At 64.8% G+C, this 25,762-nt stretch carries 20 protein-coding genes; 7 read left to right on the top strand and 13 right to left on the bottom strand.

Annotation, left to right across the window (positions count from 1 at the left end):
• Positions 1-2 precede the first annotated feature (2 nt).
• Positions 3-620 (bottom strand): DJ-1/PfpI family protein, encoded by a 618-nt coding sequence (locus EPB08_RS19705; protein WP_130620834.1) that lies wholly within the window; start codon positions 618-620, stop codon positions 3-5.
• A gap of 329 nt (positions 621-949) precedes the next feature.
• On the opposite strand from EPB08_RS19705, the gene EPB08_RS19700 reads away from it, so the two are divergent.
• From EPB08_RS19700 to EPB08_RS19690, 3 genes are all read left to right on the top strand, one after another.
• A complete protein-coding gene (locus EPB08_RS19700) occupies positions 950-1,963 on the top strand; it encodes a class 1 fructose-bisphosphatase (protein ID WP_130620833.1) in 1,014 nt (337 codons plus the stop codon).
• Between the two features lie 168 nt (positions 1,964-2,131).
• The gene (locus EPB08_RS19695; protein WP_130620832.1) at positions 2,132-3,058 is read left to right on the top strand and encodes a patatin-like phospholipase family protein; all 927 of its coding nucleotides are present in this window, start codon (positions 2,132-2,134) and stop codon (positions 3,056-3,058) included.
• A gap of 131 nt (positions 3,059-3,189) precedes the next feature.
• Positions 3,190-5,220: a S9 family peptidase gene (locus tag EPB08_RS19690; RefSeq protein ID WP_130620831.1), complete on the top strand. Its 2,031-nt coding sequence runs from the start codon at positions 3,190-3,192 to the stop codon at positions 5,218-5,220.
• A 67-nt stretch (positions 5,221-5,287) separates the two neighbouring features.
• Here the strand turns inward: EPB08_RS19690 and EPB08_RS19685 are convergent, their stop codons facing one another.
• From EPB08_RS19685 to EPB08_RS19660, 6 genes are all read right to left on the bottom strand, one after another.
• Entirely contained in the window at positions 5,288-5,947 is a 660-nt protein-coding gene (locus tag EPB08_RS19685) for a helix-turn-helix transcriptional regulator (RefSeq protein WP_130620830.1), read from the bottom strand.
• A 2-nt stretch (positions 5,948-5,949) separates the two neighbouring features.
• Positions 5,950-6,612: a hypothetical protein gene (locus EPB08_RS19680; protein WP_130620829.1), complete on the bottom strand. Its 663-nt coding sequence runs from the start codon at positions 6,610-6,612 to the stop codon at positions 5,950-5,952.
• A gap of 125 nt (positions 6,613-6,737) precedes the next feature.
• Positions 6,738-7,829 (bottom strand): PA0069 family radical SAM protein, encoded by a 1,092-nt coding sequence (locus EPB08_RS19675; RefSeq protein WP_130620828.1) that lies wholly within the window; start codon positions 7,827-7,829, stop codon positions 6,738-6,740.
• A gap of 46 nt (positions 7,830-7,875) precedes the next feature.
• Entirely contained in the window at positions 7,876-10,098 is a 2,223-nt protein-coding gene (locus EPB08_RS19670; RefSeq protein ID WP_130620827.1) for a hypothetical protein, read from the bottom strand.
• A gap of 248 nt (positions 10,099-10,346) precedes the next feature.
• Positions 10,347-12,005 carry an MFS transporter gene (locus EPB08_RS19665; protein WP_130620826.1) on the bottom strand — a complete coding sequence of 553 codons (1,659 nt, stop codon included), beginning with the start codon at positions 12,003-12,005 and terminating at the stop codon, positions 10,347-10,349.
• Positions 12,006-12,187: 182 nt separating this feature from the next.
• The gene (locus tag EPB08_RS19660) at positions 12,188-13,684 is read right to left on the bottom strand and encodes a carbohydrate porin (RefSeq protein WP_130620825.1); all 1,497 of its coding nucleotides are present in this window, start codon (positions 13,682-13,684) and stop codon (positions 12,188-12,190) included.
• A gap of 216 nt (positions 13,685-13,900) precedes the next feature.
• Here EPB08_RS19660 and acs point away from each other — a divergent pair, with 216 nt between their 5' ends.
• A complete protein-coding gene (gene acs, locus EPB08_RS19655; protein ID WP_130620824.1) occupies positions 13,901-15,841 on the top strand; it encodes an acetate--CoA ligase in 1,941 nt (646 codons plus the stop codon).
• A 143-nt stretch (positions 15,842-15,984) separates the two neighbouring features.
• On the top strand, positions 15,985-16,656 hold the full coding sequence (locus EPB08_RS19650; protein ID WP_130620823.1) for a response regulator transcription factor: 672 nt from the start codon (positions 15,985-15,987) through the stop codon (positions 16,654-16,656).
• Between the two features lie 58 nt (positions 16,657-16,714).
• Here EPB08_RS19650 and EPB08_RS19645 read toward each other — a convergent pair whose 3' ends face one another.
• Complete coding sequence (locus EPB08_RS19645) at positions 16,715-20,182, bottom strand: hybrid sensor histidine kinase/response regulator (RefSeq protein ID WP_205746414.1); 3,468 nt, start codon at positions 20,180-20,182, stop codon at positions 16,715-16,717.
• A gap of 112 nt (positions 20,183-20,294) precedes the next feature.
• On the opposite strand from EPB08_RS19645, the gene EPB08_RS19640 reads away from it, so the two are divergent.
• Positions 20,295-20,936 (top strand): 4'-phosphopantetheinyl transferase family protein, encoded by a 642-nt coding sequence (locus EPB08_RS19640; protein WP_324615320.1) that lies wholly within the window; start codon positions 20,295-20,297, stop codon positions 20,934-20,936.
• A gap of 72 nt (positions 20,937-21,008) precedes the next feature.
• Positions 21,009-21,752 carry a pyridoxine 5'-phosphate synthase gene (locus EPB08_RS19635; protein ID WP_130620821.1) on the top strand — a complete coding sequence of 248 codons (744 nt, stop codon included), beginning with the start codon at positions 21,009-21,011 and terminating at the stop codon, positions 21,750-21,752.
• Positions 21,753-21,960: 208 nt separating this feature from the next.
• On the opposite strand, the gene EPB08_RS19630 is transcribed toward EPB08_RS19635, so the two are convergent.
• From EPB08_RS19630 to EPB08_RS19610, 5 genes are all read right to left on the bottom strand, one after another.
• A complete protein-coding gene (locus EPB08_RS19630; protein ID WP_038622740.1) occupies positions 21,961-22,377 on the bottom strand; it encodes an ExbD/TolR family protein in 417 nt (138 codons plus the stop codon).
• Positions 22,378-22,382: 5 nt separating this feature from the next.
• The gene (locus EPB08_RS19625; protein ID WP_130620820.1) at positions 22,383-22,796 is read right to left on the bottom strand and encodes an ExbD/TolR family protein; all 414 of its coding nucleotides are present in this window, start codon (positions 22,794-22,796) and stop codon (positions 22,383-22,385) included.
• Between the two features lie 11 nt (positions 22,797-22,807).
• Positions 22,808-23,554, bottom strand: a complete 747-nt coding sequence (locus EPB08_RS19620) for a MotA/TolQ/ExbB proton channel family protein (RefSeq protein ID WP_038622735.1) — start codon at positions 23,552-23,554, stop codon at positions 22,808-22,810.
• 49 nt (positions 23,555-23,603) lie between these two features.
• A complete protein-coding gene (locus tag EPB08_RS19615) occupies positions 23,604-24,263 on the bottom strand; it encodes an energy transducer TonB (RefSeq protein WP_130620819.1) in 660 nt (219 codons plus the stop codon).
• Between the two features lie 199 nt (positions 24,264-24,462).
• Positions 24,463-25,752, bottom strand: a complete 1,290-nt coding sequence (locus EPB08_RS19610) for a tetratricopeptide repeat protein (protein ID WP_205746413.1) — start codon at positions 25,750-25,752, stop codon at positions 24,463-24,465.
• Positions 25,753-25,762: the final 10 nt, after the last annotated feature.

Genomic DNA, 25,762 nt, shown 5'->3' with positions numbered 1-25,762 from the left:
CGTCAGGCCGCCACGGCGGTGGCGGCATCGCCTGCACACCAGGGCGGCGGCAGGGCGTGCTTGAACAGGCGGAACCAGTGCTCGCGGTCGCTGGGGCTGTAGAGGTCGAGCGTGCGAATCACTTCGCGGGCGAACTCCACGCTGCCGAGCTGGCTGGCAGTGATCGTGCCGCCGTCGCTGACGGCGAGCACAGTCGGGTCGAACTGATCGGCACCTGCATAACCGGGCACGTGGGCGCCGATGTGGCCGGGCCAGCTGCCGGTATGACGGCAGGCATCCAGCAAACCGGCCCGCGCCAGCACCAGCACGCCGCTGTCGACGGCGGCCACCGGCGCACCGGCGGCGTGGATGCGGCGGACGGCTTCCACCGCTTCCTCGCCGTGCCCGTGTTCCCACAGGTAACCGCCCGGCACGATCAGCATCGCCGCGCGCTTCAGGTCCAGCCGCTCCAGGGTCAATTCGGGCACCACCCGCAGCCCACCCATCGAGAGCACCGGCTGCAGGGAAAAACCCACCGTCTTCAACTGCCATTCGCCGGGGCGACGGATCTCGCAGAGCGCATGCGCCGCATGCCAGTCCGCAAAGCCGTCGAACGCCAGGAAATACACCGTGTTGCGCATAAGACTCCCTCCTTCTGACGGCTGTCAGTGTGGGGACCCCCTGCTGCCAACGTATTGTCAGTAGGGGCTCACCCGCCAGTAATGTGGGAGCGCACCCTGTGCGCGACTGGGCTGGCGTGGCCTGAGGGTTTCGCGACAAGCGGCGGACCGAGGTATCGGCGTCGCTACGCGGTCGCGCACAGGGTGCGCTCCCACAGGGGAGCCTTGATGCGACTGGTTCGACCAAAAAGAGTTTCATGACATATAGATGAATGCACTGGTCACATTTTGAGCTGACAAGCGGCCGGTTCTGCCCGGACAATAGGCATCCCTTCGCTTGCGGGTTTGTCATGAAGTCCATCTCGCTGATCCAGTTCCTGATCGAGGAACGACGCGCCGGCCGCATCAATGCCGAGTTGTCCCTGCTGATCGAAGTCGTGGCGCGCGCCTGCAAGCGCATCGCGGTGGCCACCAACAAGGGCGCCCTGGGCGGCGTGCTCGGCGAGGCCGGCACCGGCAACATCCAGGGTGAGGCGCAGAAGAAGCTGGACGTGATCTCCAACGAGATCCTGCTCGAAGCCAACGCCTGGGGTGGCCAGCTCGCCGCCTGCGCGTCGGAGGAGATGGAAGACCCGCAGCCGATCCCCGACATGTACCCGAAAGGCAACCACCTGCTGTTGTTCGATCCGCTCGACGGCAGCTCCAACATCGACGTGAACATCTCGGTCGGCACGATCTTCTCGGTCCTGCGCTGTCCGGATGGCATCACCGAACCCAAGGCCGAACACTTCCTGCAGGCGGGCACCACCCAGCTCGCCGCCGGCTACGTGGTTTACGGCCCGGCCACGGTGCTGGTGCTGACCTTCGGCCACGGTACGCACGAGTTCACGCTGGACCGCGAAGTAGGCAGCTTCACCCTCAGCCGTCGCGACATCAGCATCCCGGAAGAGACTGGTGAGTTCGCCATCAACATGTCGAACCAGCGCCACTGGGAAGCGCCGATGCAGCGCTACATCGGCGAGCTGCTGGCCGGCCAGGAAGGCCCGCGCGGCAGGGACTTCAACATGCGCTGGGTGGCCTCGATGGTGGCCGACGTGCATCGCATCATCACGCGCGGCGGTGTGTTCTTCTATCCGCTGGACGCCAAGATCAAGTCCAAGGGCGGCAAGCTGCGCCTGATGTACGAAGCCAACCCGATGGCCTTCATCATCGAGCAGGCGGGCGGCGCGGCCACCACCGGTCGCGAGCGCATCATGGAGCTCCAGCCGAGCGGCCTGCACCAGCGCGTGCCGGTGTTCCTCGGTTCGAAGAAGGAAGTGGAAGTGGCCACGCACTACCACGTGGAAGCCGACGCGGCTGCCTGACCCCACGAGGGGAGACGGCCTGGCCGTCTCCCCCGGCTGGCGGATTTCTGAGCAGCGCCCAACAAGCGCCCGGCGCCGACAGCACGCCGCCCTTCGGCGGCCGTACACTCGCGCGCCAGTGACCACTTCGTTCAAGGCGGTCGCATTCAACCCACCGCGCCACGAGCCATGTCCACCATCCGCCGCTTTCGCCCGCTCCTGCCCCTGCTCGCCAGCCTCGTGCTGTGCGCCTGCTTCGGCAGCACCAAGCCCACGCCGCCGCCCGCACCGCTGGTGCCGCCGCCGGTGGTGAAGCTGCGTATCGGTCTGGCGCTCGGTGGCGGCGCGGCCAAGGGTTTCGCGCACATCGGCGTGATCAAGATGCTGGAAGCCAACGGCATCCGGCCGGACGTGGTGGCGGGCACCAGCGCGGGCAGCGTGGTGGGTTCGCTGTATGCCAGCGGCATGGATCCGTTCCAGTTGCAGGAGACGGCGTACACGCTGGACCAGGCCAACCTGCGCGACGTGCGCCTGTTCTCCGGCGGCGTGGTGCAGGGCCAGAAGCTGCAGGACTACGTGAACCAGCAGGTGAAGAACCGCACGCTCGACAAGCTCAACCTGCCGTTCGCCGCGGTGGCGACCCAGCTCGAAACCGGCCAGCGCACCGTGTTCGTGCGCGGCAACACCGGCCAGGCGGTACGCGCCTCCAGCAGCGTGCCCGGCGTGTTCGAGCCGGTGGAGATCAACGGCAAGCATTACATCGACGGCGGCGTGGTGAGCCCGGTGCCCGTGGACGCCGCGCGCCAGCTCGGCGCCGACGTGGTCATTGCCGTGGATATCTCCAGCAAGGCCGACGGCACCAACCCGCAGGGCATGTTCAACATCGTGGGCCAGTCGATCAGCATCATGGGCCAGAAGCTCGGCGAGCAGGAGCTGGCGCGCGCGGACATCGTGATACGCCCGAAGGTGAATCAGATCGGCGCGGCGGACTTCGAACAGAAGAATCAGGCGATCCTGGAAGGCGAACGCGCCGCGCTGGCGGCGATGCCGGCGATCAAGGCGAAGATCGCGGCGGTGCAGGCCGCGCACCAGCAGCAGGCGATTGCCGCGCACTGAGTCGCGCCGGCAGCGACATCGCAAGTTCCTGAGCGGCAAGCGGCAGCCGTGGCATGACTAATGGCGGGTTGCCTACACGAGGTGGAAGTGACCTGTTAGCGTTTACGGTTTCCATCGCTACAGGCACGTCCATGCCCCAGCCCACGCGTCTCCTACTGCCCGTGCTCATCGCTGCACTGGCACCCTCCGCGTTCGCCGCACCCACCCAAGTCGATCCGCGCATCGAACAGCTGCTGACCGAGCTCGGCAAGGTGCACCAGATCAGCGCCGTGCAGCTTTCGCCCGACGGCACGCAGCTCGCCTGGGTGGTGCGCAGCGAAGGCAAGGACGGCATCGAGGTGGCGAAGGCTGACGGCAGCGACGTGCACCGCGTCAGCGACAGCAAGCCGGGCAGCTGCAGCTCCAGCAACATGGTGTGGGCACCGGATTCGCATCGCCTGGCCTTCATCTCCAACTGCGCCAGCGGTGGCAAGCAGAAGGACTTGCTGGTGGTCGACGTGGCAGCCAAGGGCACGCCCAAGCGCGTGGTCGAACTGCCCGGCGTGAGCGACGATCTCACCTGGTCGCCGGACGGCAAGTCGCTGGGCTTCCTCTACGTGCCCAACGGCACCCGTCGCGCCAGCGCCGTCTACGCGGCCAAGCCGGCCTCCGGCGAAATCGGCGTGGATGGTCTGGAAGTGCAGCGCGTGGCGACGGTGGACGCCGCGGGCGGCGCGGTGCGCCTGCTCACCGACGCCAACACCTACACCTATGAGTACAGCTGGTCGCCTGACAGCAAGCGCATTGCCTACGTGGGCGCACCGCCGCCGGGCGACAACAACTGGTGGGTGGCCAAGCTCTACGTGCAGGACGCCAAGGTTGATGCCAAGGCGACCATGGTGCTCGATCCGACCACGGTGAAGGGCTCACTGCACGGCCTGCAGATGGCGCTGCCGCGCTTCTCGCCTGACGGCCAGCGCATCGCCTTCATCGGCGGCCTGATGAGCGACCAGGGCTCCACCGGCGGCGACATCTACGCGGTGCCCGCCAACGGCGGTGAGCCGGTCAACCTCACGCCGGACACCAAGGTGACCCTGGTGTGGTTCGCCTGGACGGCCAACGCGAACATGCTGGTCTCGCAGGTACGCAACGGCCAGAGCGAAGTGGCCCAGTACACGGTTACCGGCAACAAGGCCGAGCCGTCGGCCACGCTGTTCACGCTGCCGGCGAGCATCTACGACGGCACCGACTCGATGGCGTTGTCGCTGTCGGCAAACCAGACGAAGGTTGCCTTCATCCAGAGCTCTTACGAAACGGCGCCAGAGGTCCACGCCGGCGAACTCGGCAAGACGCCGCCGCCTGCCGTTACGCGTCTCAATGCCGGCCTGAAGCCGTCGTGGGGCAAGACCGAGTCGGTGGAATGGGACAACGAAGGCCGCCACGTGCAGGGCTGGCTGCTGTACCCGGCCAACTACGATCCGAAGAAGTCGTACCCGATGATCGTCACCGTGCACGGCGGTCCGTCCGCCGCGGTGATGCCGCGCTGGCCGGGCGTGGGCTTCGGCGGCGTGCCGTTCTCGGCGCTGGGCTACTTCGTGTTCATGCCGAACCCGCGCGGCAGTTTCGGCCAGGGCGAAGCCTATGTGCAGGCCAACCGCAAGGACTTCGGCCACGGTGACCTGCGCGACATCCTCGCCGGCATCGACACCATCGAGAAGAAGCTGCCGGTCGACGACAAGCGCCTCGGCCTCACCGGCTGGAGCTACGGCGGCTTCATGAGCATGTTCGTGCCGACGCAGACGCAGCGCTTCCGCGCGGTGGTGGCCGGTGCCGGCATCGCCAACTGGCAGAGCTACTACGGCCAGAACCTGATCGACCAGTGGATGCTGCCGTTCTTCGGCGCCTCGGTGTACGACGATCCGGCGGTATACGCCAAGAGCTCGGCGATCAACTACATCAAGCAGGTGAAGACGCCCACCTTGATTGTGGTCGGCGATCGCGACGCGGAATGCCCGGCGCCGCAGTCGTTCGAGTACTGGCATGCGCTGCGTGCACTGGGCGTGCCGACCTCGCTGGTGGTGTATCCGAACGAAGGCCATCACTTCGTCGATCCGGATCACCAGCGCGATGTGCTGCAGCGCGCACTGATGTGGTTCGACAAGTACCTGCCGGCGAAGGGCTGAGCCTTTCACCAGCTTCAGCAACACCGAGCCGCCGATGGAAACATCGGCGGCTTTTTTTAGCCACTCGTCAGCGCTTGGCCTTGGCTTCGTCGATCAGCAAGGTGCCCAGGCGAAAGCGGCACACGTGTCCGCCGCGCACGATGCATTCCATGTGGTGCACGCGTCGGCCAGTCGCGGCTTCCATATAGGACAGATCGAACTTGCACACCTGCGGGTGCTGCTGCGCCAGCGCATGGAATACGCAATTGAAGGCCTCGACCTGCCACTCCTCGCCATGCCGGGCGGCGACGGCTTCGTAGCCGAGTGCATCGAGTTTCTGCGCGAGCGATCGCACCACTTCCTCAGCGGGTGTATCGGCGCCGGGCGCCACTTCCTGGTTGCCAAGGCTACGACCGAGATCGCGCAACACCTGTTCCATGCCCGCATCACCGAGGCGATCCTGCAGTTGCGCCAGCAACGCCGTCGCGATGCTGCCGTAGTTGCGCGGAAACAAGGCACGCCCCGCTTCGGTGAGGCGATAGCAGGCCACCGGCCTGCCACCGCTCGGTCGCGACTGCGCGCGTTCCACCACATCGCGGGCGATCAGGGCGCTCAGGTGCTGGCGCACGGCGTTATGGCTGATGCGCAGTTGTTCGCACAGTGATTCCACCGTGGCGCCCTCGCTTGCCATCAGCAATTGCCGCAACAGCCGTTGCTGGGTACCACCGAGTTGCCTGAGCGCCGTCATCGTCAGCTTGCCTTGTCCGGGAACTGCTTGGCGATGCCGCTCGCCAGTGCGTCCGCAATGGTGTTCATGTGTGCCTGCATCTGCGTCCAGGTGACCTGCTCGCCCTTGGTGTCACCGCTCATGATCTGGCTGATCTGCGAGGCATGATGCGCCACATGGGCCGCGAACAAGCTCTGCACCGCATTCTCCGGCAGGTTGGGATTGGCACCGGAGAAGAACTTGGCGATCGCGGTGACATTAGTGTTGAGGTCGGCCATGGCCTTCTGTTCACCAGCGGTGTCCTTCGCTGCCGCGGCATCGGTGAGCGCCTTCACGCCCGCCCAGTGCCCCGCCAGCAACTGCAGCGTCTGCTCGCCTGCCGGCTTGCCGTAGAAACCGCCGACGGCATCGGCAATCTGCTTGGCATTCGCCACCACGGCGTCTTCGGCGGCCTTGGCCTTGGCCGTGTCATGCGCATGCACGGCCATCGCGTATTCGCGCGTATGAACCACATGGCCATGCCACAACGAGCGCATCGCGGCCTGCAGCTTGGGAGCGGGAACGGGCGCGGCGGCGGGTGCCGCCTGGGCCATCGCGGCCATGTCGTGCGAGGCCTGGGCTGTCGCGGCGATGCCGGCGGTCGCGCAGGCGCCGGCGAGTGCAAGGAACCACATCCTGGTCTTCATCGAGGTATCTCCGGTAAGTCGCCACAAGCGACACCGGTCAGTCTGGACACCTCTGATTTTCGCGCAACAGACCTATGTGTAAAGGGCTTTTTTGTTGGCTTTACCCAACCCTTTCGGGCGAATGTTCAGAACAATTGGCCCTGCGGCGACGGCTCGCGCGGCGGCACGAACTTCGAGGTGTCGAGCCACAGCTCGCGGGCGCGGCCAAAGCCGTGCTTGCGACAAGCCACATCGAAGCGGCGGCGTATCAATTCGGCGAATACCCCCTGCCCGCGCATGCGGGTGGTGAAGTCGCTGTCGTAATCGCGGCCGCCGTGCATCTGCTGCACCAGGCTCATCACATGAGCCGCACGTTGAGGTACATGCAAGGCCAGCCATTCGCGGAACAGCGCCTTCAGTTCGTACGGCAGGCGCAGCGTGGTGTAACCGGCGCAACGCGCGCCCGCATCGGCGGCCTGCTCAAGCACCGCTTCCAGGTCACGGTCGTTGAGTGCGGGAATGATCGGTGCCACCAGCACGCCTACCGGCACGCCGGCATCGGCCAAGGTGCGAATCGCCTTGATGCGCCGATGCGGCGCGCTCGCCCGCGGCTCAAGCTTTGCGGCGAGGTGATTGTCGAGCGAATTGATCGACACGAACACCTGCACCAGGTTTTCGCGCGCCATGGGCGCGAGGATGTCCAGGTCGCGCTCGACCATCGCGTTCTTGGTGACGATGGTGCACGGATGACGGCACTCGGCCAACACTTCCAACGCCGCGCGCGTCAGTTTCCAACGGCGCTCGATGGGCTGGTAGGGATCGGTGTTGCTGCCGATGTTGATTGGGCTGGCCACGTAGTTGCGACGCGCCAGCTCATGCCGCAGCACCTCGGCCAGGTTGCTCTTCGCGCGCAGCTTGGTTTCGAAATCCAGCCCCGGCGACAGATTGAGGTAGCTATGCGAGGGGCGCGCAAAACAATAAATGCAGCCATGCTCGCAACCCCGATACGGGTTGAGCGCCTGGTTGAAATGGATGTCCGGCGAATCGTTGCGCGTGATGACGCTGCGCGCACGTTCCTCGGTCACTTCCGTGCACGGGCGCGGCGCCGCTTCGTCCAGCAACAGGCTCTGCCAGCCATCGTCCTCGGCGTGGTGCCGGATCGACTCGAAGCGCCCCTCGGGATTGGAAGCGGCGCCCCGGCCCTTGAGAGCCTGCGGTGGAAGGAAGGATTCGGCCATGCCCCAGTGTGCGCCGCCGACGTCTCAGCGAGCGCGACACCTCTTGCTATCGCGTATCGGGCGCCAGTTGCACCTGCAGGGCGTGGACCATCGCCGGCAGCGGGTAATGCTGGTCGAGTTGCCGGTCCAGCTCGGTGAACACCGGCGTGGAAATCGTCCAGCCGAGCGGAATCGGATAGTTGCCGCGACACAGCCGGAAGTGCCAGAGCATGTCGCCCTGCGCGGGATCGGCATCGTTGGTCTTCAGCGCATTCAACAACTGCACGCGTGCGTACTCGCCGCGGGCCGTACGCGTGGCGAGCAATGCGTCAAGCGGCGCAATCGCTTCGCCGCGCACGCCGCCACGCACGGTGCCCGGCAGCGGCGGACAGGCGGTGGAATACAGCGGCAACGGGTTAGCCGGATCATGACGGTCGACGAAGTCGGTCATCTGCGGATCGTTGCTGATGTGGATGACGATGAAGCGCAACGCCAGGTTGCGTTGGTGAGCGCGCGCGCGAAGCAGGCGCATCACCTCCAGCAAGGTAGTGGTGCCCGAGTTCTCGAAATAGCCACCGTCGACGAGTTGCAGGCGAGCCGGTACCGGCGGATTCGGCTGCGCCGTCTCCAATGTTCCCGCCGGGCTCACGTAGGTAAAGCGCGCGCTGTTGAGCACTACCTCGCTCAACGGCACGCGCGGATCCAGCCAGCTCGATCCGTCGAAACCCGCGGTCCACGGCTGGCGCTGCGGCGTGGCAATGGGTTGGAACGGATGCTGGATGAACCGGCGCCCTTCGTTCACCGTGGTGCTGTTGAGGAACAAGGCAGGTACCGTGGGTGCGGCCGTACCGCCCGCCTGTGCATAAAGCGCTGCGAAGGGGTCGGCGAAGGCGGTGACGCCCTGCTTGCGCGCCGCCGATTCCCAGGCGCGGGTGAGTGCGCGCGAGCGGTCGTTCAGCCATGCGCCCGGCAACCATCGTTGGGTGAAATCGGCAAAGAACGCGTTGGCCAGCGTCGGTGCGAGGAAGTCGTGGCTCAACATCTCCTGCGCGCGTCCTTCCAGCGTCACCGTGTTGGTCGGCGAGGGTTGCGCCAGCATGCCCACATAAGTCGCCAAGCCGAGACTGCCACCGGACACGCCACTGGCCGCGAATAGGTAACGGGGAAACTGCGGTTCGCCGGATCCGTGCGATTGTGCATCGAGCGTCGCCGTGAGCCGGCTCAGCACCACCGCCGTCCACGCCGCACCGCGAATGCCGCCACCTTCCGCGGCCACCAGGATCACCGGGCACCGTTGATGTCCTGCACAGCGATCGGTGAGCCATGCATCGGCGTAGGCATCGAAACTCGGGCGCGAATCCGGTGGCGGCTTCATCGGATGCTCGTGCGTGCTCATGCCCGGGTACTGGCGCACCATATGGTTGTCGTTGAGGTGCAGCCAATGCAGCGATGCGCTCACCAACAGCATCGCGCTGAGCAAGGGCACGCCACGCCGGTCGCCGATCATGCACAACAGGCTGCCGCTGAAGCACAGGAACGCGGCGGAGATCAGCAGTTGCGCCAACGGCCCGATACCATCCAGCGCCTCGGGCCGCAGCACGATCAGGAGGGTGGCCAGGATGTTGAGCACCACCACCACCGCGTAGGACACGCATGGCATGACCCCGAGATCGCGCACGCGCCATACGCGCTTCTCGGCGGACGGTCGCGGGGCGGGCGGCGCCAGGGAGGGATTGCGCCGTGACAGCGCACTCCACATCCGGCGGCGGGTGGCGAAGAAGATGATCATCAGCGCCGACACCAGCAACAGTCCCATCGCACGCCAACTGCGCTGCTCGCAGGGATCGGTGGACCCGCACGTCCCGTGCGGCAAGCTGGCGAGTGCAAACACATAGCCCATGCAGACCAACAGCGGCACTGCAGCACCGAGCAGCCGAGGCAGCCAGTCGCGCAGCGGCGCGGCGCGTTCGTCCTGCAGGGCGGGCCAACGCGGATAGCGCAGTCGGTAAGCGTTGCGCGCCGCGTACCAGACCGAAAGGCCCGCCAGCGTGCTGGTGACCAGCAGCGTGAGGTAGCGCCATGGATTGGGATCGGTCCACAACGCGATCAGGAACAGTTCCGCCGCCTGGTCCACGCCAATCGCGACGCCGGCTCCCACCGCCAGTACCAGCAAGGACACGCGCACGGGCTTGAGGTGATCGAGCAGCAACGCCGTCCAGCCGAGCATGCGTCGCCAGTGGCGGCGCAGATGACGGCGTTGCCTGGCAGTGGGGCGGCCGGCTGTCGGCATGCGGTACTCGTGAGTCGCGCGGACGCCGTTATCTTACGTATCTTGCATGCCGCCGTTTTGTGTAGGCGCGCACCGAGTGCGCGATAGGCGCGGCATTTTGCCTGCGTGGCGGGTTGATGCGAGAGCCGCTGATCGAAGCCAGCCAGCGAAGTTGCGGTCGCGCACTGGGTCCGCTCCTACAAGGGAAGGGAAAGAAAAAGGGCGCGGCATAGCGATGCCGCGCCCCCTGCTTCGATCACACCGCGCGATCAGTGGCGGATATCGACGTCCTTGGTTTCGCGCAGGAACAACAGGCCGATGAAGAACGTGGCGATGGCCACGATGATCGGATACCACAGGCCGTAGTAGATATCGCCCTTCCACGCCACCAGCATGAAGCCGATGGTGGGCACGAAGCCGCCGAACCAGCCGTTGCCGATGTGATACGGCAGGCTCATCGAGGTGTAGCGGATGCGCGTGGGGAACATCTCAACCAGCCACGCCGCGATCGGTCCGTAGACCATCGTCACGTAGATCACCAGGATGGCTAGCAGCACGATCAGCATGACGTTGTTGGTCTGCTCCGGATTGGCCTTCTCCGGATAACCCGCCGTCTTCAGCGCGGCACCCAGCTGCGAGCCGAATGCCTTGCTCTGGTCGGCAAATGCCTTGCCTTCGAGCGAACCACCTTCGAAGGAACTGATGTTGGTATCGCCGATCTTCACTTCGGCGATCGCGCCACGCTCGGCGGTCACATTGGTATACGGAATACCCTTCTTCGCCAGCGCGCTCTTGGCAACGTCGCATGAGCTGGTGAACTTGCTCTTGCCCACCGGATCGAACTGGAAGCTGCACGCCTGCGGGTCGGCCACCACCTTCACCGGCGACGTCGCCGCCGCCTGCTCGATGGCCGGATTGCCGTAGTGCGTAAGGCCCTTGAAGATCGGGAAGTAGGTCAGCGCGGCCAGCAGGCAACCCGCCAGCACGATGGGCTTGCGACCGACGCGATCGGACAGCCAGCCGAACAGCACGAAGAACGGCGTGCCGATGGCGAGCGCCGCGGCGATCAGCAGGTTCGCCGTGGTGCCGTCGATCTTCAGGCTCTGGGTAAGGAAGTACAGCGCGTAGAACTGGCCCGTGTACCACACGACGGCCTGGCCGGCGGTGGCACCAAGCAGTGCAAGGATCACCAGCTTGAGGTTCTTCCACTGGCCGAACGCTTCGGTGAGCGGCGCCTTAGAGTGCTTGCCCTCGGCCTTCATCTGCTGGAACACCGGCGACTCGGACAGCTGCATGCGGATATAGACCGACACGATCAGCAGCAGCGAGGAGATCAGGAACGGAATGCGCCAGCCCCAGGCCTCGAAGCCTTCCGTGCCCATGCCCAGGCGGGTGCCGAGGATCACCAGCAGCGACAGGAACAGGCCGAACGTCGCCGTGATCTGGATGAAACTGGTGTACAGGCCGCGCTTGCCCTGTGGCGCATGTTCCGCCACGTAGGTTGCGGCACCACCGTATTCGCCACCCAGCGCCAGGCCCTGCAGCAGGCGCAGCGCGATCAGGATGGTGGGCGCGGCGACACCGATGGTGGCGTAGCCGGGCAGCACGCCGACGAAGAACGTCGAGAGGCCCATGATCACGATGGTGATGAGGAAGGTGTACTTGCGCCCGATCATGTCGCCCAGGCGGCCAAACACGATGGCGCCGAACGGACGCACCGCAAAGCCCGCCGCGAACGCGAGCAACGCGAAGATGAACTGGCTGGTCTCGTTGAGGCCGCTGAAGAAGTGCTTGCCGATGAGTGCGGCGAGCGAACCATAAAGATAGAAGTCGTACCACTCGAACACCGTGCCGAGGCTGGACGCCAGGATGACGCGGCGATGGTTGGTGTCGAGCGACCCGCGCATGTCGACTGCGGTCGTTGCCATGTTGTTGCCCTCGAGTTTGAGCTGTCCGGTCGGGACGCTGGATGGAAAACGCAGGGTGCAGCTGGCCGGAGCGGCCACGCCGCCCTTGCTCTCTCTCTCTCCGTTGTCGGGGCGAGCCCTCTCCCTTAGCCCGTTCCCGGCCGATGAGGCGGCGACGCCTCCTGCGTCGCCGCCGCGTTGCGTCAGAACTTGTACAGGCCGTTCAAGCTGACCTGGTTGCCGTTGATGTTCTGCATGTCGCCATGGATGCCGGGCTGGTACTTCAGCTTGTCGTACATCCATTCCACGCCAAGCTCGTAGGCACCGGACGCGTACTGCAGGCTGAGTGCACCCTGCTGCGTCCTCATCAGTCCATTAGCCGTGGTGCTGCTGCCGATCACCCAACGCCTGACATCACTCTGGCTCGGATTGGCCTGCGAATAGAATGCGTTGACGCTCCACTTCGGCGTGAAGTTATAGCCCGCCTGCACGAAGCCACCGGCCTCGCTGATGTCGCCGAACTGCGACATGGCGCCGAAGATCTGGCCCAACGCGTTACCCGTGTAGAGCAGGCCCTTGAACGTCCAGGGGCCGGGCTTCCACTGGCCGCCCAACTCGTAGCCGTAGCTGTTGATCGTGTCCTTGATGGGATCCGGCGCCTGGTCGTTCACGCCCTTGAGGTTGAGCGAGGCGTAATGCACCACGAAGTACGCCAGCCAATCCTTGTCGGCCACTCGCACGCGCGCTTCGATCTGTGGTCGGAAGTTCGCGTTGCCTGCCGTGAGGTAGTTGATGGTGGCCGTACCGCCCGCATTCTGGGGACCGCTCCAGTTGCCCGAGAACGCAGCCACATCCAACCGCCACTTGGCTCCGTCGGAACCGTGGTTGAGATCCTGCATCCACACGGCGCCCGGGAAGCGCCAGCCCACGAAGCCGCCTCCGAAGCCGAGCGGGAAGGCGATGTGCGAGAGCGAGGTGGGCGTGTTGTCCAGCGGGAACATCAGGTTCCACTGCTGGCCGATGCGAATCGTGCTGCCCGAGTCTGCGTTGGCGATATCCATGTAGGCCTGGCGCAGGCGTGGCGTCGGCTGCTGCTGTGCATACGCGCCGGTGCCGTTGAAGCCGCCGAAGAAGTCCATCTCGATACGGCCACCACCACCCCAGTTCTCATTGAACTTGGCACCGGTGAAGTCGAGCCAGAAGCGCGTGTTGCGCACGTCCACGCCGCTGAGTGCACCCGAGTTGGGCCCGGCAGGTACCGCGGGAATCTCGGCGTTCTGGCCGTTGCCGTAGGTGAAGTTCTTGTCCTGGCCGAACGCGCTGGCGCTTATAAACCCATGCAGCGCGACCGACATGCCCGGCGCGGTAGAGAACGTCGGCTTGCCGTTCGGTGCCACCGCTTCGACCTTGGTGGATGTCGCCTGAGCCGTGGTCGCGGCCTGCGTGGCCGTGGCCTGCGCCTGCTGCGCGGTCTGCGAAGCCTGCGTGGTTTCCTGCTTCTGTTCCTGGATCATGGCCTTCAATTCGGCCAGTTCCTGTTCCAGCTGGTTCACTCGTTGCTCGAGCTGCTGTTCCCGCGTGTTGCTCTTTCCCGTGCTCTTGGTCGTGCTTTGTGCGTGCACCCCAATCGGCAGGGCCAGCGCGCAGGCGATACTGATCGCCAGCAGCCGGGTGCCTCGGGTGGTGGTAGGAAATGTCATGGCAGGCCTCCCCAGGTCGATGACCGGCTCGAGCATGTCCATGCTGCAACGCGGGCGCCTATTCCCCATTGGTCGAACCTAGACCAAAGTCGAAAGCGTGGCGAAACGCCTCAATCACCGGGCAACCGCTACACTCGGGCGCTACCGCCGGCCATGGTGCGCTGCGGCGGATTCCACGCATGAGGAGGCCGGACCGCCGGCCGCAGGAGCCCCACGATGACCAAGCTCTACCCCGTCAAGCCCGATTTCGCCGCCAAGGCACGCATCCGCAAGGACGATTACGAGCGGCTGTACGCCGAGTCGGTGAAGGACCCGGAGGGCTTCTGGGGCAAGGTGGGCCAGCGCCTGGATTGGTCGAAGGCGCCGACGAAGATCAAGAACGTCTCCTACGACCCCAACAACCTGCACATCCGCTGGTATGAGGACGGCGAACTCAACGTCTCGGCCAACTGCCTGGACCGCCACCTGGCCGAGCGCGGAGACAAGACCGCCATCATCTTCGAGGGCGACGACCCGGGCGAGTCGCGCCACATCACCTACAAGGAACTGCACGCGGAAGTGTGCAAGTTCGCCAACACGCTGAAGCACTTGGGCGTCACCAAGGGTGACCGCGTGGCCGTCTATATGCCGATGGTGCCGGAAGCCGCCGTGGCCATGCTGGCCTGTGCGCGCATCGGCGCCATTCACTCGGTGGTGTTCGGTGGCTTCTCGCCCGATTCGCTGGCCGGCCGCATCGCCGACTCCACCTGCAAGGTGGTGGTCACCGCCGACGAAGGCGTGCGCGGCGGCAAGAAGATCCCGCTGAAGGCCAACGTGGACGCGGCGCTGGAGCGCCCCGGCACCAACAGCGTGGAGACCGTGATCGTGGTGCGCCGTACCGGCAGCGCCGTGCCGATGCAGTCGCCGCGCGACCGCTACTACCACACGCTGATGGACGGCCAGTCGACCGACTGCCCGCCGACCCCGGTGGACGCCGAGCATCCGCTGTTCATCCTCTACACCTCCGGTTCCACCGGCAAGCCGAAGGGCGTGCTGCACACTTCCGGCGGCTATCTCGTCTACACCAGCTACACGCACGAGCTGGTGTTCGACCTGCGTGAAGACGATGTGTACTGGTGCACCGCCGACGTGGGCTGGGTCACCGGCCACAGCTACGTGGTGTATGGCCCGCTGGCCAATGGCGCCACCACCGTGATGTTCGACGGCGTGCCGAACTACCCGGACACCAGCCGCTTCTGGAACGTGGTGGACAAGCACAAGGTCACCTTGTTCTATACCGCGCCGACTGCCATCCGCGCACTGATGCGCGAAGGCGAAGGTCCGGTGAAGAAGGCTTCGCGCGCCTCGCTGCGCCTGCTCGGTTCGGTGGGCGAGCCGATCAATCCGGAAGCGTGGGAGTGGTACTACCGCGTGGTGGGCGACGAGCGTTGCCCGATCGTGGATACCTGGTGGCAGACCGAGACGGGCGGCATCCTGATCACGCCGCTCGCCGGCGCCATCGACGCCAAGCCCGGTTCGGCGACCAAACCGTTCTTCGGCATCATCCCCGCCGTGGTGGACGCCTCTGGCACCGTGCTCGAAGGCGCTACCGAGGGCAACCTGGTGATCACCGATTCCTGGCCGGGCCAGATGCGCACGGTGTATGGCGACCACCAGCGCTTCATCGATACCTACTTCAGCGCCTATCCGGGCAATTACTTCACCGGCGACGGCGTGCGCCGCGACGAGGACGGTTACTACTGGATCACCGGCCGCGTCGACGACGTGATCAACGTGAGCGGCCACCGCATCGGCACCGCCGAAGTGGAGAGCGCATTGGTCTCACATCCCAAGGTGGCCGAAGCCGCCGTGGTCGGCGCGCCGCACGACATCAAGGGCCAGGGCATCTACGCCTTCGTCACGCTGATCGCCGGCGAGCAGGGCAACGACGAACTGCGCAAGGAGCTCGTCGCCTGGGTACGCAAGGAGATCGGTCCCATCGCCACGCCGGATTTCCTGCAGTGGGCGCCGGGCCTGCCGAAGACGCGATCGGGCAAGATCATGCGCCGCATCCTGCGCAAGATCGGCGAGAACCAACCCGACCAGCTCGGTGACATCTCCACGCTGGCCGATCCGGGCGTGGTGAAGAACCTGGTGGACGAGCGAATCATCAAGTAACCGAGAACGCCCCTGTAGGAGCGCACCCAGTGCGCGACCCGCAGAGATTCGCCCTACGCCAGTCTCCGCCTGTCGCGGAACAACCAACGTTTCGTTGCTTGTTCGCGTACTGGGTGCGCTCCTACAGGAAAGAATGAATCACCATGCCTGACGTCCTGATTGCCGACGACCACCCGCTGTTCCGCGACGCTCTGCAACGCGCAGTGGTGGCCGCCGTGCCTCACGCCAACGTGCACTGTGCGGACAGCGTGTACACCTTGCTCAGCCTGATCGAGCAGTATCCGGACGCCGAACTGCTGCTGCTCGATCTGCATATGCCAGGCGCGCGCGGCTACTCGGCGCTGGCGCATATCCGCGGGCAGTTCCCCGGGCTGCCCACCATCGTGGTGTCCGGCCATGAGGACGTGCAGGTGGCGCGCCGTGCGCTGGCACATGGAGCGTCGGCGTACATTCCGAAATCCACGCCGGGTGAAGACATCATCACCGCGATTCGCAAGGTGCTGGACGGCGACGTGTGGCTACCGCACCAGTTCGTCGGCGGTGGCACGGAGTTGAAGCCCGACGAAGCCGCCGTGGCCGATCGCATCGCCACGCTGACGCCGCAGCAGTTCCGCGTGCTCACCATGATCGCCGAAGGCCTGCTCAACAAGCAGATCGCCTATGACCTCGGTGTTTCCGAAGCCACGGTGAAGGCACACATGACGGCGATCATGCGCAAGCTGGGCGTGAACAACCGCACCCAGGTCGCACTGGCGGCCAGTCATCTGGCAATCGACCAGGAAGCGTTGCCGCCATTGCCGGCCGACGACGAATAACCTCGGCAGGCTTGCCGTAGCAGCGCACCCAGTGCGCGATCAAGCTACCCCGGCCCAACTACGCCGGCGTCTGCCTACGCACCAACGCCGTCAGCAACGCCCGCAATGCCGCGGGCCGCACCGGCTTGTGCAGGATGGGATAGCCCAACGCACGTGCGCGCTGTTTCAGTTCGCTGCTGCCGTCCGCGGTGATCATCGCCACCGGTGGCAGTTCTTCGACGCTGCTGCGCAGTTGCTGCAAGGCCTGCAGGCCATCCATGTCGTCGCTGAGGTGATAGTCGGCGAGTATGAGGTCGATATGCCCGCGCTGCAGTTCCTGCTGTGCCTGCGTCACGTCGAGTGCGGTGCGGCAATCCACGCCCCAGCGCTGCAGCAATGCACGCATGCCGTCGAGGATCGAAGGATCGTTGTCGAGGCACAACACGGTGAGTGGCAACTGCTCGTTGGGCAACGGATGCACCGAGGCACGACGACGCGACACTGCGCTTTCCGCACGCGGTACACGCACGGCAAACCGGCTCCCCTTGCCCTCGCGCGATTCGAGTTCCAGCGTGTGGTGGAGAATGCCGGCAATGCGTTCGCAGATCGACAAGCCCAGGCCCAGGCCCTTCTCACCCCACGGTGACGGACGATCGAGGCGCTGGAACTCGCCGAAGATGCGCGCGCGTTGCTCCTCCGCGATGCCCGGTCCGGTGTCCCACACTTCGATGCGAACTTCTTTGCCCATGCGTCGAGCGCCCAGCAGGATGCTGCCCGTGCGTGTGTAGCGCAGCGCGTTGGAAATGAAATTCTGCAGGATGCGCCTCAACAGCTGCGGATCGCTGCGCACGGCAAGCTTCGTCGGCACCACGCGCAGGCGCAGGCCACGCTGTTCGGACAACACCGCGAACTGCGCCTTCAGGGAATCGAACAGGTCGGACAATGCGATGTTGCTGATGTCGGCACGATAGCTACCCGCATCCAGACGCGACGTGTCGAGCAGCGCGTCGAGAAGATCTTCAGCCGCGCGGAATGAAGCATCGATGCGTTCGGCGAGCTGGCCTGCTTCCGCGTCCAGCCCTGGGTGCTGGCGCAAGGCGGCGGTGAACAGGCGTGCCGCATTCAGGGGCTGCAACAGATCATGGCTAGCCGCGGCCAGGAAGCGCGTCTTCGACGCGTTGGCCGTCTCGGCATCGCGCTGCGCATTGGCCGTGGCGTTGAGTGCTTCGCTCAATTCCGCGGTGCGCTGGTCCACGCGCTGCTCTAGGTTCTCGTTCGCCTCGATCAATGCCTGCTCGGCATGCTTGTAGGCGGTGACGTCGGTGTAGGTGGTGACATAGCCGCCACCGGGCAGTGCGCGCCCACGCATCTCGATCACCGTGCCATCGGGACGAACGCGTTGGAACAGATGCGGCGAGCCGGCGCGCATGTGGCCGATGCGCTTGGCCACGTGGGCTTCCACTTCGCCGGGGCCGCATTCGCCATGTTCGGCGTTCCAGCGGATCAGGTCGGCCACCGGCACCCCGACGTACACCATGCCGTCGGGATAATCGAACAATTCGAGGTAGCGCCTGTTCCATGCCACCAGGCGCATGTTCGCATCGACCACGCTGATGCCTTGCGACACGTTTTCCAGCGTGGTGGAGAGCAGTTCGCGATTGAAGCGTAGCTCCTGCGAAGCTTCGTCCATCAGCGCCATCGCTTCGGCGATATCGAGACCCGAACCGGACAGCGCGCCCATCAGGATGCGCCGCGCACTCGCCGCACCCACGGCGGAAGCGAGCAGGCGTTCGGTGTATTGGATCAACGCACGGTCGGCGGCTTCGCCAGGTTGCAATGGCTTGCCGCGGCGCTCGGCATAGTCATCGAACGCGCGCTGGCTGGTGCGCTCACCCACGATGCGCTCGGCAATCGTGCGCAGGTCGGCCACTGCAACGCGACCGCGCCAGTCGCCCGCACCGCGACTGTCGATCGCGTAGGGATCGATGAACATCGCCGCATGCAGGCGCTCCTCCAGGTTTGGCCGGAAGCGCAGTGACACGAAGATCAGGCAGGCCACATTCACCAGCAGCGACCAGAACGTGCCGTGCATCACCGGGTCCCAACCGCTGAGGTGGAACAGCGCTTGCGGCTGCAGCCAGCTGAGTCCCATCGGGCCCGTTTCCAGCCAGGTAGCTGGCCGGTTCATGGCGGGAACAAGCAGCGTGTAGACCCACACCAGGAAGCCCGCTGCCAAACCTACCGCCACGCCCTTGCGACTGGCACTGCGCCAGTACAGCGCCGCCACGATGCCCGGCGCAAACTGCGCGACCGCGGCAAAGGCGAGCAAACCGGTGTCGGCAAGGCTGGTGGTATCGGCGACCAGCCGGTAATAGAGATACGCCATCGCTGACAGGGCGATGATCGCGATGCGGCGCACCAGCAGGACGAGTTGCGAGAGATCGGTGCGCTGTTCAAGCTTGAAGCGCCGGACGCGCAACAGCATCGGCATGACCAGGTCGTTGCTGATCATCGTCGACAGCGCCACCGATGCCACGATCACCATGCCCGTGGCTGCAGAGAAGCCACCGATGAAGGCGAGCAGCGCCATGCCGCGATCGCCGTAGCTCATCGGCAGGGTCAGTACCCATGCATCCTTGTTGCCGCCCATCACCTGGGGCAGGTGCAGGCCCGCCGCCACGATGGGCAGCACCGCGAGGCTGACGATCGCCATGTAGAGGGGAAACAGCCAGCGCGCCCGCGACAGATCCGCAGGGTCTTCGCATTCCACCACGCCGATCTGGAACTGGCGCGGCAGACAGAACATGGCGCAGAAGGCCAGCAGCGTCTGTGCCAGGAAACCGGGCGACACGCCTGCCGAAATCTGCTGCAGCGGCAACTGGGCGGTGGCCTGCAGCCCAGGGCCGCGCCACAGGGCATAGCCGGCGAGCACGACGAAGGCCACCAGCTTGATCAGCGACTCGACTGCAATCGCCAGCATCATGCCGTGATGGTGCTCGGTGGCATCAATGGTGCGTGTGCCGAATAGAATGGCGAACGTCGCCAGCAGGATCGCGCACCACATGGCGCTGTCGCCGAACTGAGTCGCGCCCGGGATGCCGGCCGTCCCAAGCACCGCGTATGACATCGCCACGGCTTTGAACTGCAGCGCGAGATAGGGCACCACGGCGATTACCGCGATGATCGCCACCAGCGCCGCCAGTCCATGTGATTTGCCGAAGCGCGCGCCGATGAAGTCGGCGATCGAAGTGATGTTGCGCTGGCGCGCGAGCAGCACCAGTCGGCGCAACAGGCCAAAGCCGAACACGAACAGCACGATCGGCCCGAGATAGATCGGCAGGTAGCTCAGCCCTTCGCGCGCGGCGGTACCCACTGCGCCGTAGAACGTCCACGAAGAGCAGTACACCGCGAGAGCGAGGCTGTAGACCAGCGGGCGCAAGCGGGGCTGCCGCGGGTACAGCGGCCGCCGATCGCCCGCATAGGCCACCACGAACAAGAGGCCCACGTAGAGCAGTGACACCAGCAGCAGCAGCCATCCGGCGATCAAACGGTGGTTCTCCGTGAAGGGGCTTCCGTGCCGTGGCCAGGCCAGGCGGCGTACATCGCGAGGGCCGTCATGCTTGTAAGTATCGCCATACACCCGGCAACATGAGGGGATGATGACGACGGACGGCCAGACGCCAGCGAAAGTAGCAGAGCGGCTGGGCGATGACGAGATTCACGTTTGGCGGCTTGCCTACGACCATCACCAGGGCCGTGCGCCGCTGATCACCATGCTGGCTGCCTATCTGGGCGTACCGGTGGAAGCCGTGCAGCTGGAGGAATCCCAGCACGGCCGACCAGCCCTGGCGGGAGCGCACCGTGATGCCTTCGCCTTCAACTGGTCCCACAGCCACGACCAGGCGTTGATTGCCATTGCGCGTGGCATATCGCCCGGCGTCGACCTGGAACGGATGCGTCCGCATCCGAAGGCCCTGCCCATCGCCCGCCGTTATTTCAGCCAGGACGAGGCGACGTTGCTGGAGTCCGTGCCCGAAGCGCAACGCGACCGTACTTTCCTGGAGCTGTGGACAGCCAAGGAGGCGGTGCTCAAGGCGCTGGGGCGCGGCCTGGCTTTCGGCCTGGACCGGTTGAGCATCGGCGGCTCCTCCGAACTGCCCTTGCTCGGGCGCCTCGAGGGTTACGAAGCCGGCGAGTGGCAGTTGCATCGCCTCGCGCTCGACCATGACCACATCGGCTCGCTGGCCTGGCAGGGCGAGCCACGACACATCCGGCTGTGGACACTTGCCGGCACCGGTTGATCGGCGCACTGTTTCCAACCCGCCGCTGCCGCGGCGTACCGCTTGGCCTTTTCTGCGAGTAACGCACCTCCCATGACCTTGCTCAGCGTCAACCTCAACAAGATCGCGGTCCTGCGCAATTCGCGCGGCGACACCGAACCCGACATCCTTCGCGCAGCACATACCTGCATCGACGCCGGCTGCGGCGGCATCACCGTGCACCCGCGCCCGGACCAGCGCCACGTGCGCCCAGACGACGTGCGTGCCCTTGCCGGCATGTTGCGCGGCCGTGTCGAGTACAACATCGAAGGCAATCCATTCGCACCCGCGCGCGGTGCTTATCCCGGCCTGATTGCGCTTGCGCGCGAAGTGAGGCCCGCGCAGGTGACGCTGGTGCCCGACAGCGATGGCCAGATCACCTCCGACCATGGCTTCGACCTCGAGCGCGACATCGACATGCTTCGTCCCATCGTTGCCGAGCTTTCCGATATCGGCTGTCGCGTGAGCCTGTTCGTGGATGCCGGCGCCACCGGCTTCGAGGCGGCTGCGGCAATCGGCGTCCAACGCATCGAGATCTACACCGGCCCGTATGCGCACGCGTTCGCCTCGGGTGACGTACAGGACGAACTTGAGCGATGCGCCGATACCGCACGTCGTGCGCAGCATGCAGGCCTTGCCGTCAACGCTGGCCACGACCTGAGCCAGGCCAACCTCGGCACCTTCAAGGCTGCGATTCCAGGCCTGGCCGAAGTATCGATCGGTCATGCCCTGATCGGCGAGGCGCTGTACGAAGGCCTGGCGACCACGGTGCGCAACTACCTGCAGATCCTGCGCTGAGATTTTCTCGGGATGCTGTGTTGATCGCGCACTGGGTGCGCTCCTACAAGAGCTACGCGGCCCTGTAGGGGCGCACCCAGTGCACGATCGGCCTGCAGAACCTTTGGACGTCTAAACGCCCAAGCCAGACTTCCCCACGACACCTCAAAAAAAACCCCCGCACAAGGCGGGGGTTTTAAGGGTAGTGTTACTGCGTTTTACTGCGAAATCACTGACCTTCGGTGAAGCCGATCTTGGTCAAGCCGTAGCTCTTCGCATCGGCCAGAACGCGGGCGACGTGCTCGTAGGCAACGCCATCGTCCGCATTGATCTGCACTTCCGGCTGCTTGGCCGGATCGCCCAGACCACCGATCACCGCGAGCTGTGCCTTGAGGCCCAGCTCATCGACCGGCGTATCGTTCCAGTACAGCGCACCGGACTGGTCGATCTTCAAGCGAACGGGTTCCGGCGGGTTTTCCGGCTGGACCACGTTCGGGTTCGGCTGCGGCAGATCGATCTTCACTTTATGGGTAAGCATCGGCGCCGTGATCATGAAGATGATCAGCAGCACCAGCATCACGTCGACCAGCGGCGTGACGTTGATGTCAGCCATCGGCCCCTTACCACTTCCAGAACTGAATGCCATGACTCTTACTCCTTGCCGGTCGTAATGAAACCGACATGGACCATGCCTGCTTCCTTGGCGTCGGCCAGGACCTTCTTCACGATCTTGTATTCCGTGGTCTTGTCCGCGCGGATCTGCAGTTCCGGTTGCGGGCTCTTCGACGCCGCAACCGCAAACTGCGCCTTCAGCTCGCCCTCGGTGACTTCGACGTCACTGAGGTACAGGGTGCCATCCGGCTTCACGGCCAAGTCCATCGGTTCCACCGGCTCGTTATCCGAGACTTTCGGATTCGCGGTCGGCAGATCCACCGTGATTCGATGGGACATCAGCGGTGCCGTGATCATGAAGATGATCAGGAGAACCAGCATCACGTCGACGAGCGGCGTAACGTTGATTTCCGACATCGGGCCGCCGGAATTATCTCCAGTGCTCATCGCCATGGGTCAGATCCTCACTTGCCTTCGACGCGAGCGCCGGTGGCAAAGAAGTCGTGCAGGTCGTGCGCAAACTCGTCGAACTGAGCGTACGTCAGACGGTTGGAGCGGTTGAAGAAGTTGTAAGCCAGCACGGCCGGGATAGCGGTGAACAGACCGAAGGCGGTCATGATCAGAGCTTCACCCACCGGACCTGCCACCGCTTCCATCGAAGCGTTGCCGGATGCCGAGATCGAGATCAGGGCGTGGTAGATGCCCCACACGGTACCGAGCAGACCGATGAACGGCGCCGACGAACCGACCGTGGCAAGCAGGGTCAGGCCGCCTTCCAGACGCAGGCTCTCGCGAGCAACGGCCTGGCGCAGGGCGCGGTCAATGAACTCGGAGCGGCTGAGCGACTCGGCGAGGCGACCACCGCCGGCCGAAGCCTGCTGATGGTGAGCAACGGCCGAGGCGGCGTCGAGGGCGATCTTCGAGAACGGTTCGCCCTTGGGCTGCGCTTCCAGTTCGCGAATAGCGTCCTGGGTCGAGCCGTTGGACCAAAAACCGTTGATGACCTTGTCAGCGCGACCGCGAACCATGGCGTTGCGGATCGCGTTGGCAATGATGAAGTACCAGGAGGAGAAGGACATCACCACCAGCACCACGAACACGATCCAGCCAAGGAAATCGAAGTGGTGAATGAGGTGGTCGAAGCCCATCGACTTCATGGCTTCGGCGTTGGTGGTACCGCCCGCGGGGGCCGGAGAAGTTTGCAGGAACATAACGCTACCCTTGGAAAGTCAAGCGTGAACTGATTGACCGTAACCGGAGTTACAGCTGATTGAGATTAAAGTTAACCGGGACTCGGACATAGCCTTCCGTCTTCTGTCCGTTCCTGATGTTCGGATTGAAGCGCCACTTGCGTGCCGTTTCAATCGCGGCCTGATCCAGCTCGCGGTAACCGCTGGATACTTCCACCTTGATGTCCTTGGGCGAACCATCCACGCCGACCAAGATCATCAGCGTAACCGTGCCCTCGTGACGCTGGCGAATCGCCTGCGGCGGATACTTGGGCTGAATACGGCTGTTGTAGCTGATGTCCTGACTGGCCGTGATGTCCGACGGCGGAGCCGGGGGAGCAGGCGGAGCCGGCGGCGGAGCCGGGATAGCGTTGGTCGACGCTTCCTCGACAGCCGGCGGCGGAGCCGGCGGCGGCGGTGTCGGCGGCGGCTTAACCTGCTGAATGATCTTCGGCGGCGGCTGCTTCGGCGGCTCCGGCGGCGGCGGCGGCGGGGGCGGCGGCGGCGGCGGGGGCTCGATGAAGTTCACCTGGACGGTGCGTTCCTTTTCCTTTTGGACCTGCTTCGGCGGTGCCATAGGCGCCACCAGCAACAGGAACGCGAACGCATGCAGCGCGATGGCTACGGCCAGCGCCCAGGTACGCCTCCAATTGAACGGCCCTTGGCCGGTTGCTTCGTTACTTGAGGCCATCTGTCACTATCTGGAGCTAATCAATCGGTGAGCCGTGGTCGCAGAATCCGCTGGCAATATCGATCCAAAAGGGATGACATTTGCCACTGGACGAGAGCACGGAAAGGTTTCAACGGTACAACAGCACATGGCATTTGTATAGCTCTTGCGGGGTAGACAAATGGACGTCTATCCGCCCCTCAATGGCGATACCTATGCCTTACTTGCTCACTGTCGGCGACTTCAGCCAAGCCTTGGCTTTTGCTGAGGTTTCCGGGTCCTGTGCCGCCTTCTCCATGGCTGCGATCGTGCCCGGCTTGTCCTTCAAGCCACGGCACGCTTCGGCCAGCAACATATAAGCAGTGCCCTTGTGCTGCACGCCCTTGTCGATGCCCTGTTGGATGAGGCCCTTGGCCTCGCTGTACTTGTTGTCCTGGATGAGCAGCTGGCCGGCGCGGATGTTCGCCTCGCCGTCCTTCGCCAGCGGGATCGCCTTCTGATAGGCGGCCAGCGCAGCCGAGGTGTTGTCGGACATGAAGGCGGCAGTGCCCAGCAGCTCGTAGTTCTCGGCGGTCTGGGTCACCACGCCCTTGCTGAAGCCATCCTGCAGGGTGGCGGCGGCCTTGGCTGCCGGTCCCTTCTGGTCATCGCTGTTCTGGCCGGTGATCAGGTAGAGCTTGGCGAGATTGACGTAGTCCTTCTCGCTCTTCATCTGGCCGCTGGCCTTGGCCTTCTCCATCAGCGTGATCGCTTCCGGATACTTCTGGGCCTGCATCAGCACGGCCACGGCGTTGTTCAGGGCGTTGGGATCGTTCGGGTTGGCAGCGAGCTGCTGCTGGGCCACCTGGGCGGCCTGGTCACCCTGGCCGGATTCCGAGTAGCTGGCCATCAGGATCTGGTTCCAGCTGTCGTTCGGCTTGTCGGTCATCGACTGCGCCTTCTTGATGGCGGCAATCGCTTCCGGGTACTTCTCGAGACGGTAGTAGGCGTTGCCTTCCAGGGCGTACGACTCGGCGGTTTCCTTCTTGCCCTCGGCGCGCCACTTGGTGATGGTGTCCAGCGCCGGCTGGTACTGCTCGTCGGCCAGGTAGAACTGGGCGAGCATGTACTCGAGCTGGAAGAAGGTGTCGTTCGGCATGACGCCGTTGTCGAGCGCGCGCTTCAGCAGGTCGATGGCGCCCTTAACGTCGCCGTCGTTGTAGTGCACGCTGGCCAGGCCCTGCAGGGCGAGTGCCTGGGCGTACTTGCTCTTGCTGTTGTCCACGATGGGCTGCAGCAGCTCGATGGCCTTGGCCTTGTCCTGCTCATTGACCGCGTCAAGACCGGCGTTGATTGCCTTCTGGTCCTTGTCGCTGGTCAGGTCGAGCTTGGGTTCCGCACGGGTAGCGTTCGGATACAGCGCTTCCTTCTTGTCCTTGGTGCTGCTGCTGCCCGCAATGACCGGGGTACTCACCACGGCCAGGGCCAGCGCCGTACCGGCAAGCAACTTGATCAGGGGAACACGCTTCATGGCAGTCCTC

Origin of the sequence: Dyella amyloliquefaciens (assembly GCF_004296575.1) — a bacterium.
GTDB classification, from domain to species: Bacteria; Pseudomonadota; Gammaproteobacteria; order Xanthomonadales; family Rhodanobacteraceae; genus Dyella; species Dyella amyloliquefaciens.
This window is presented reverse-complemented; position numbering and strand designations above follow the sequence as displayed.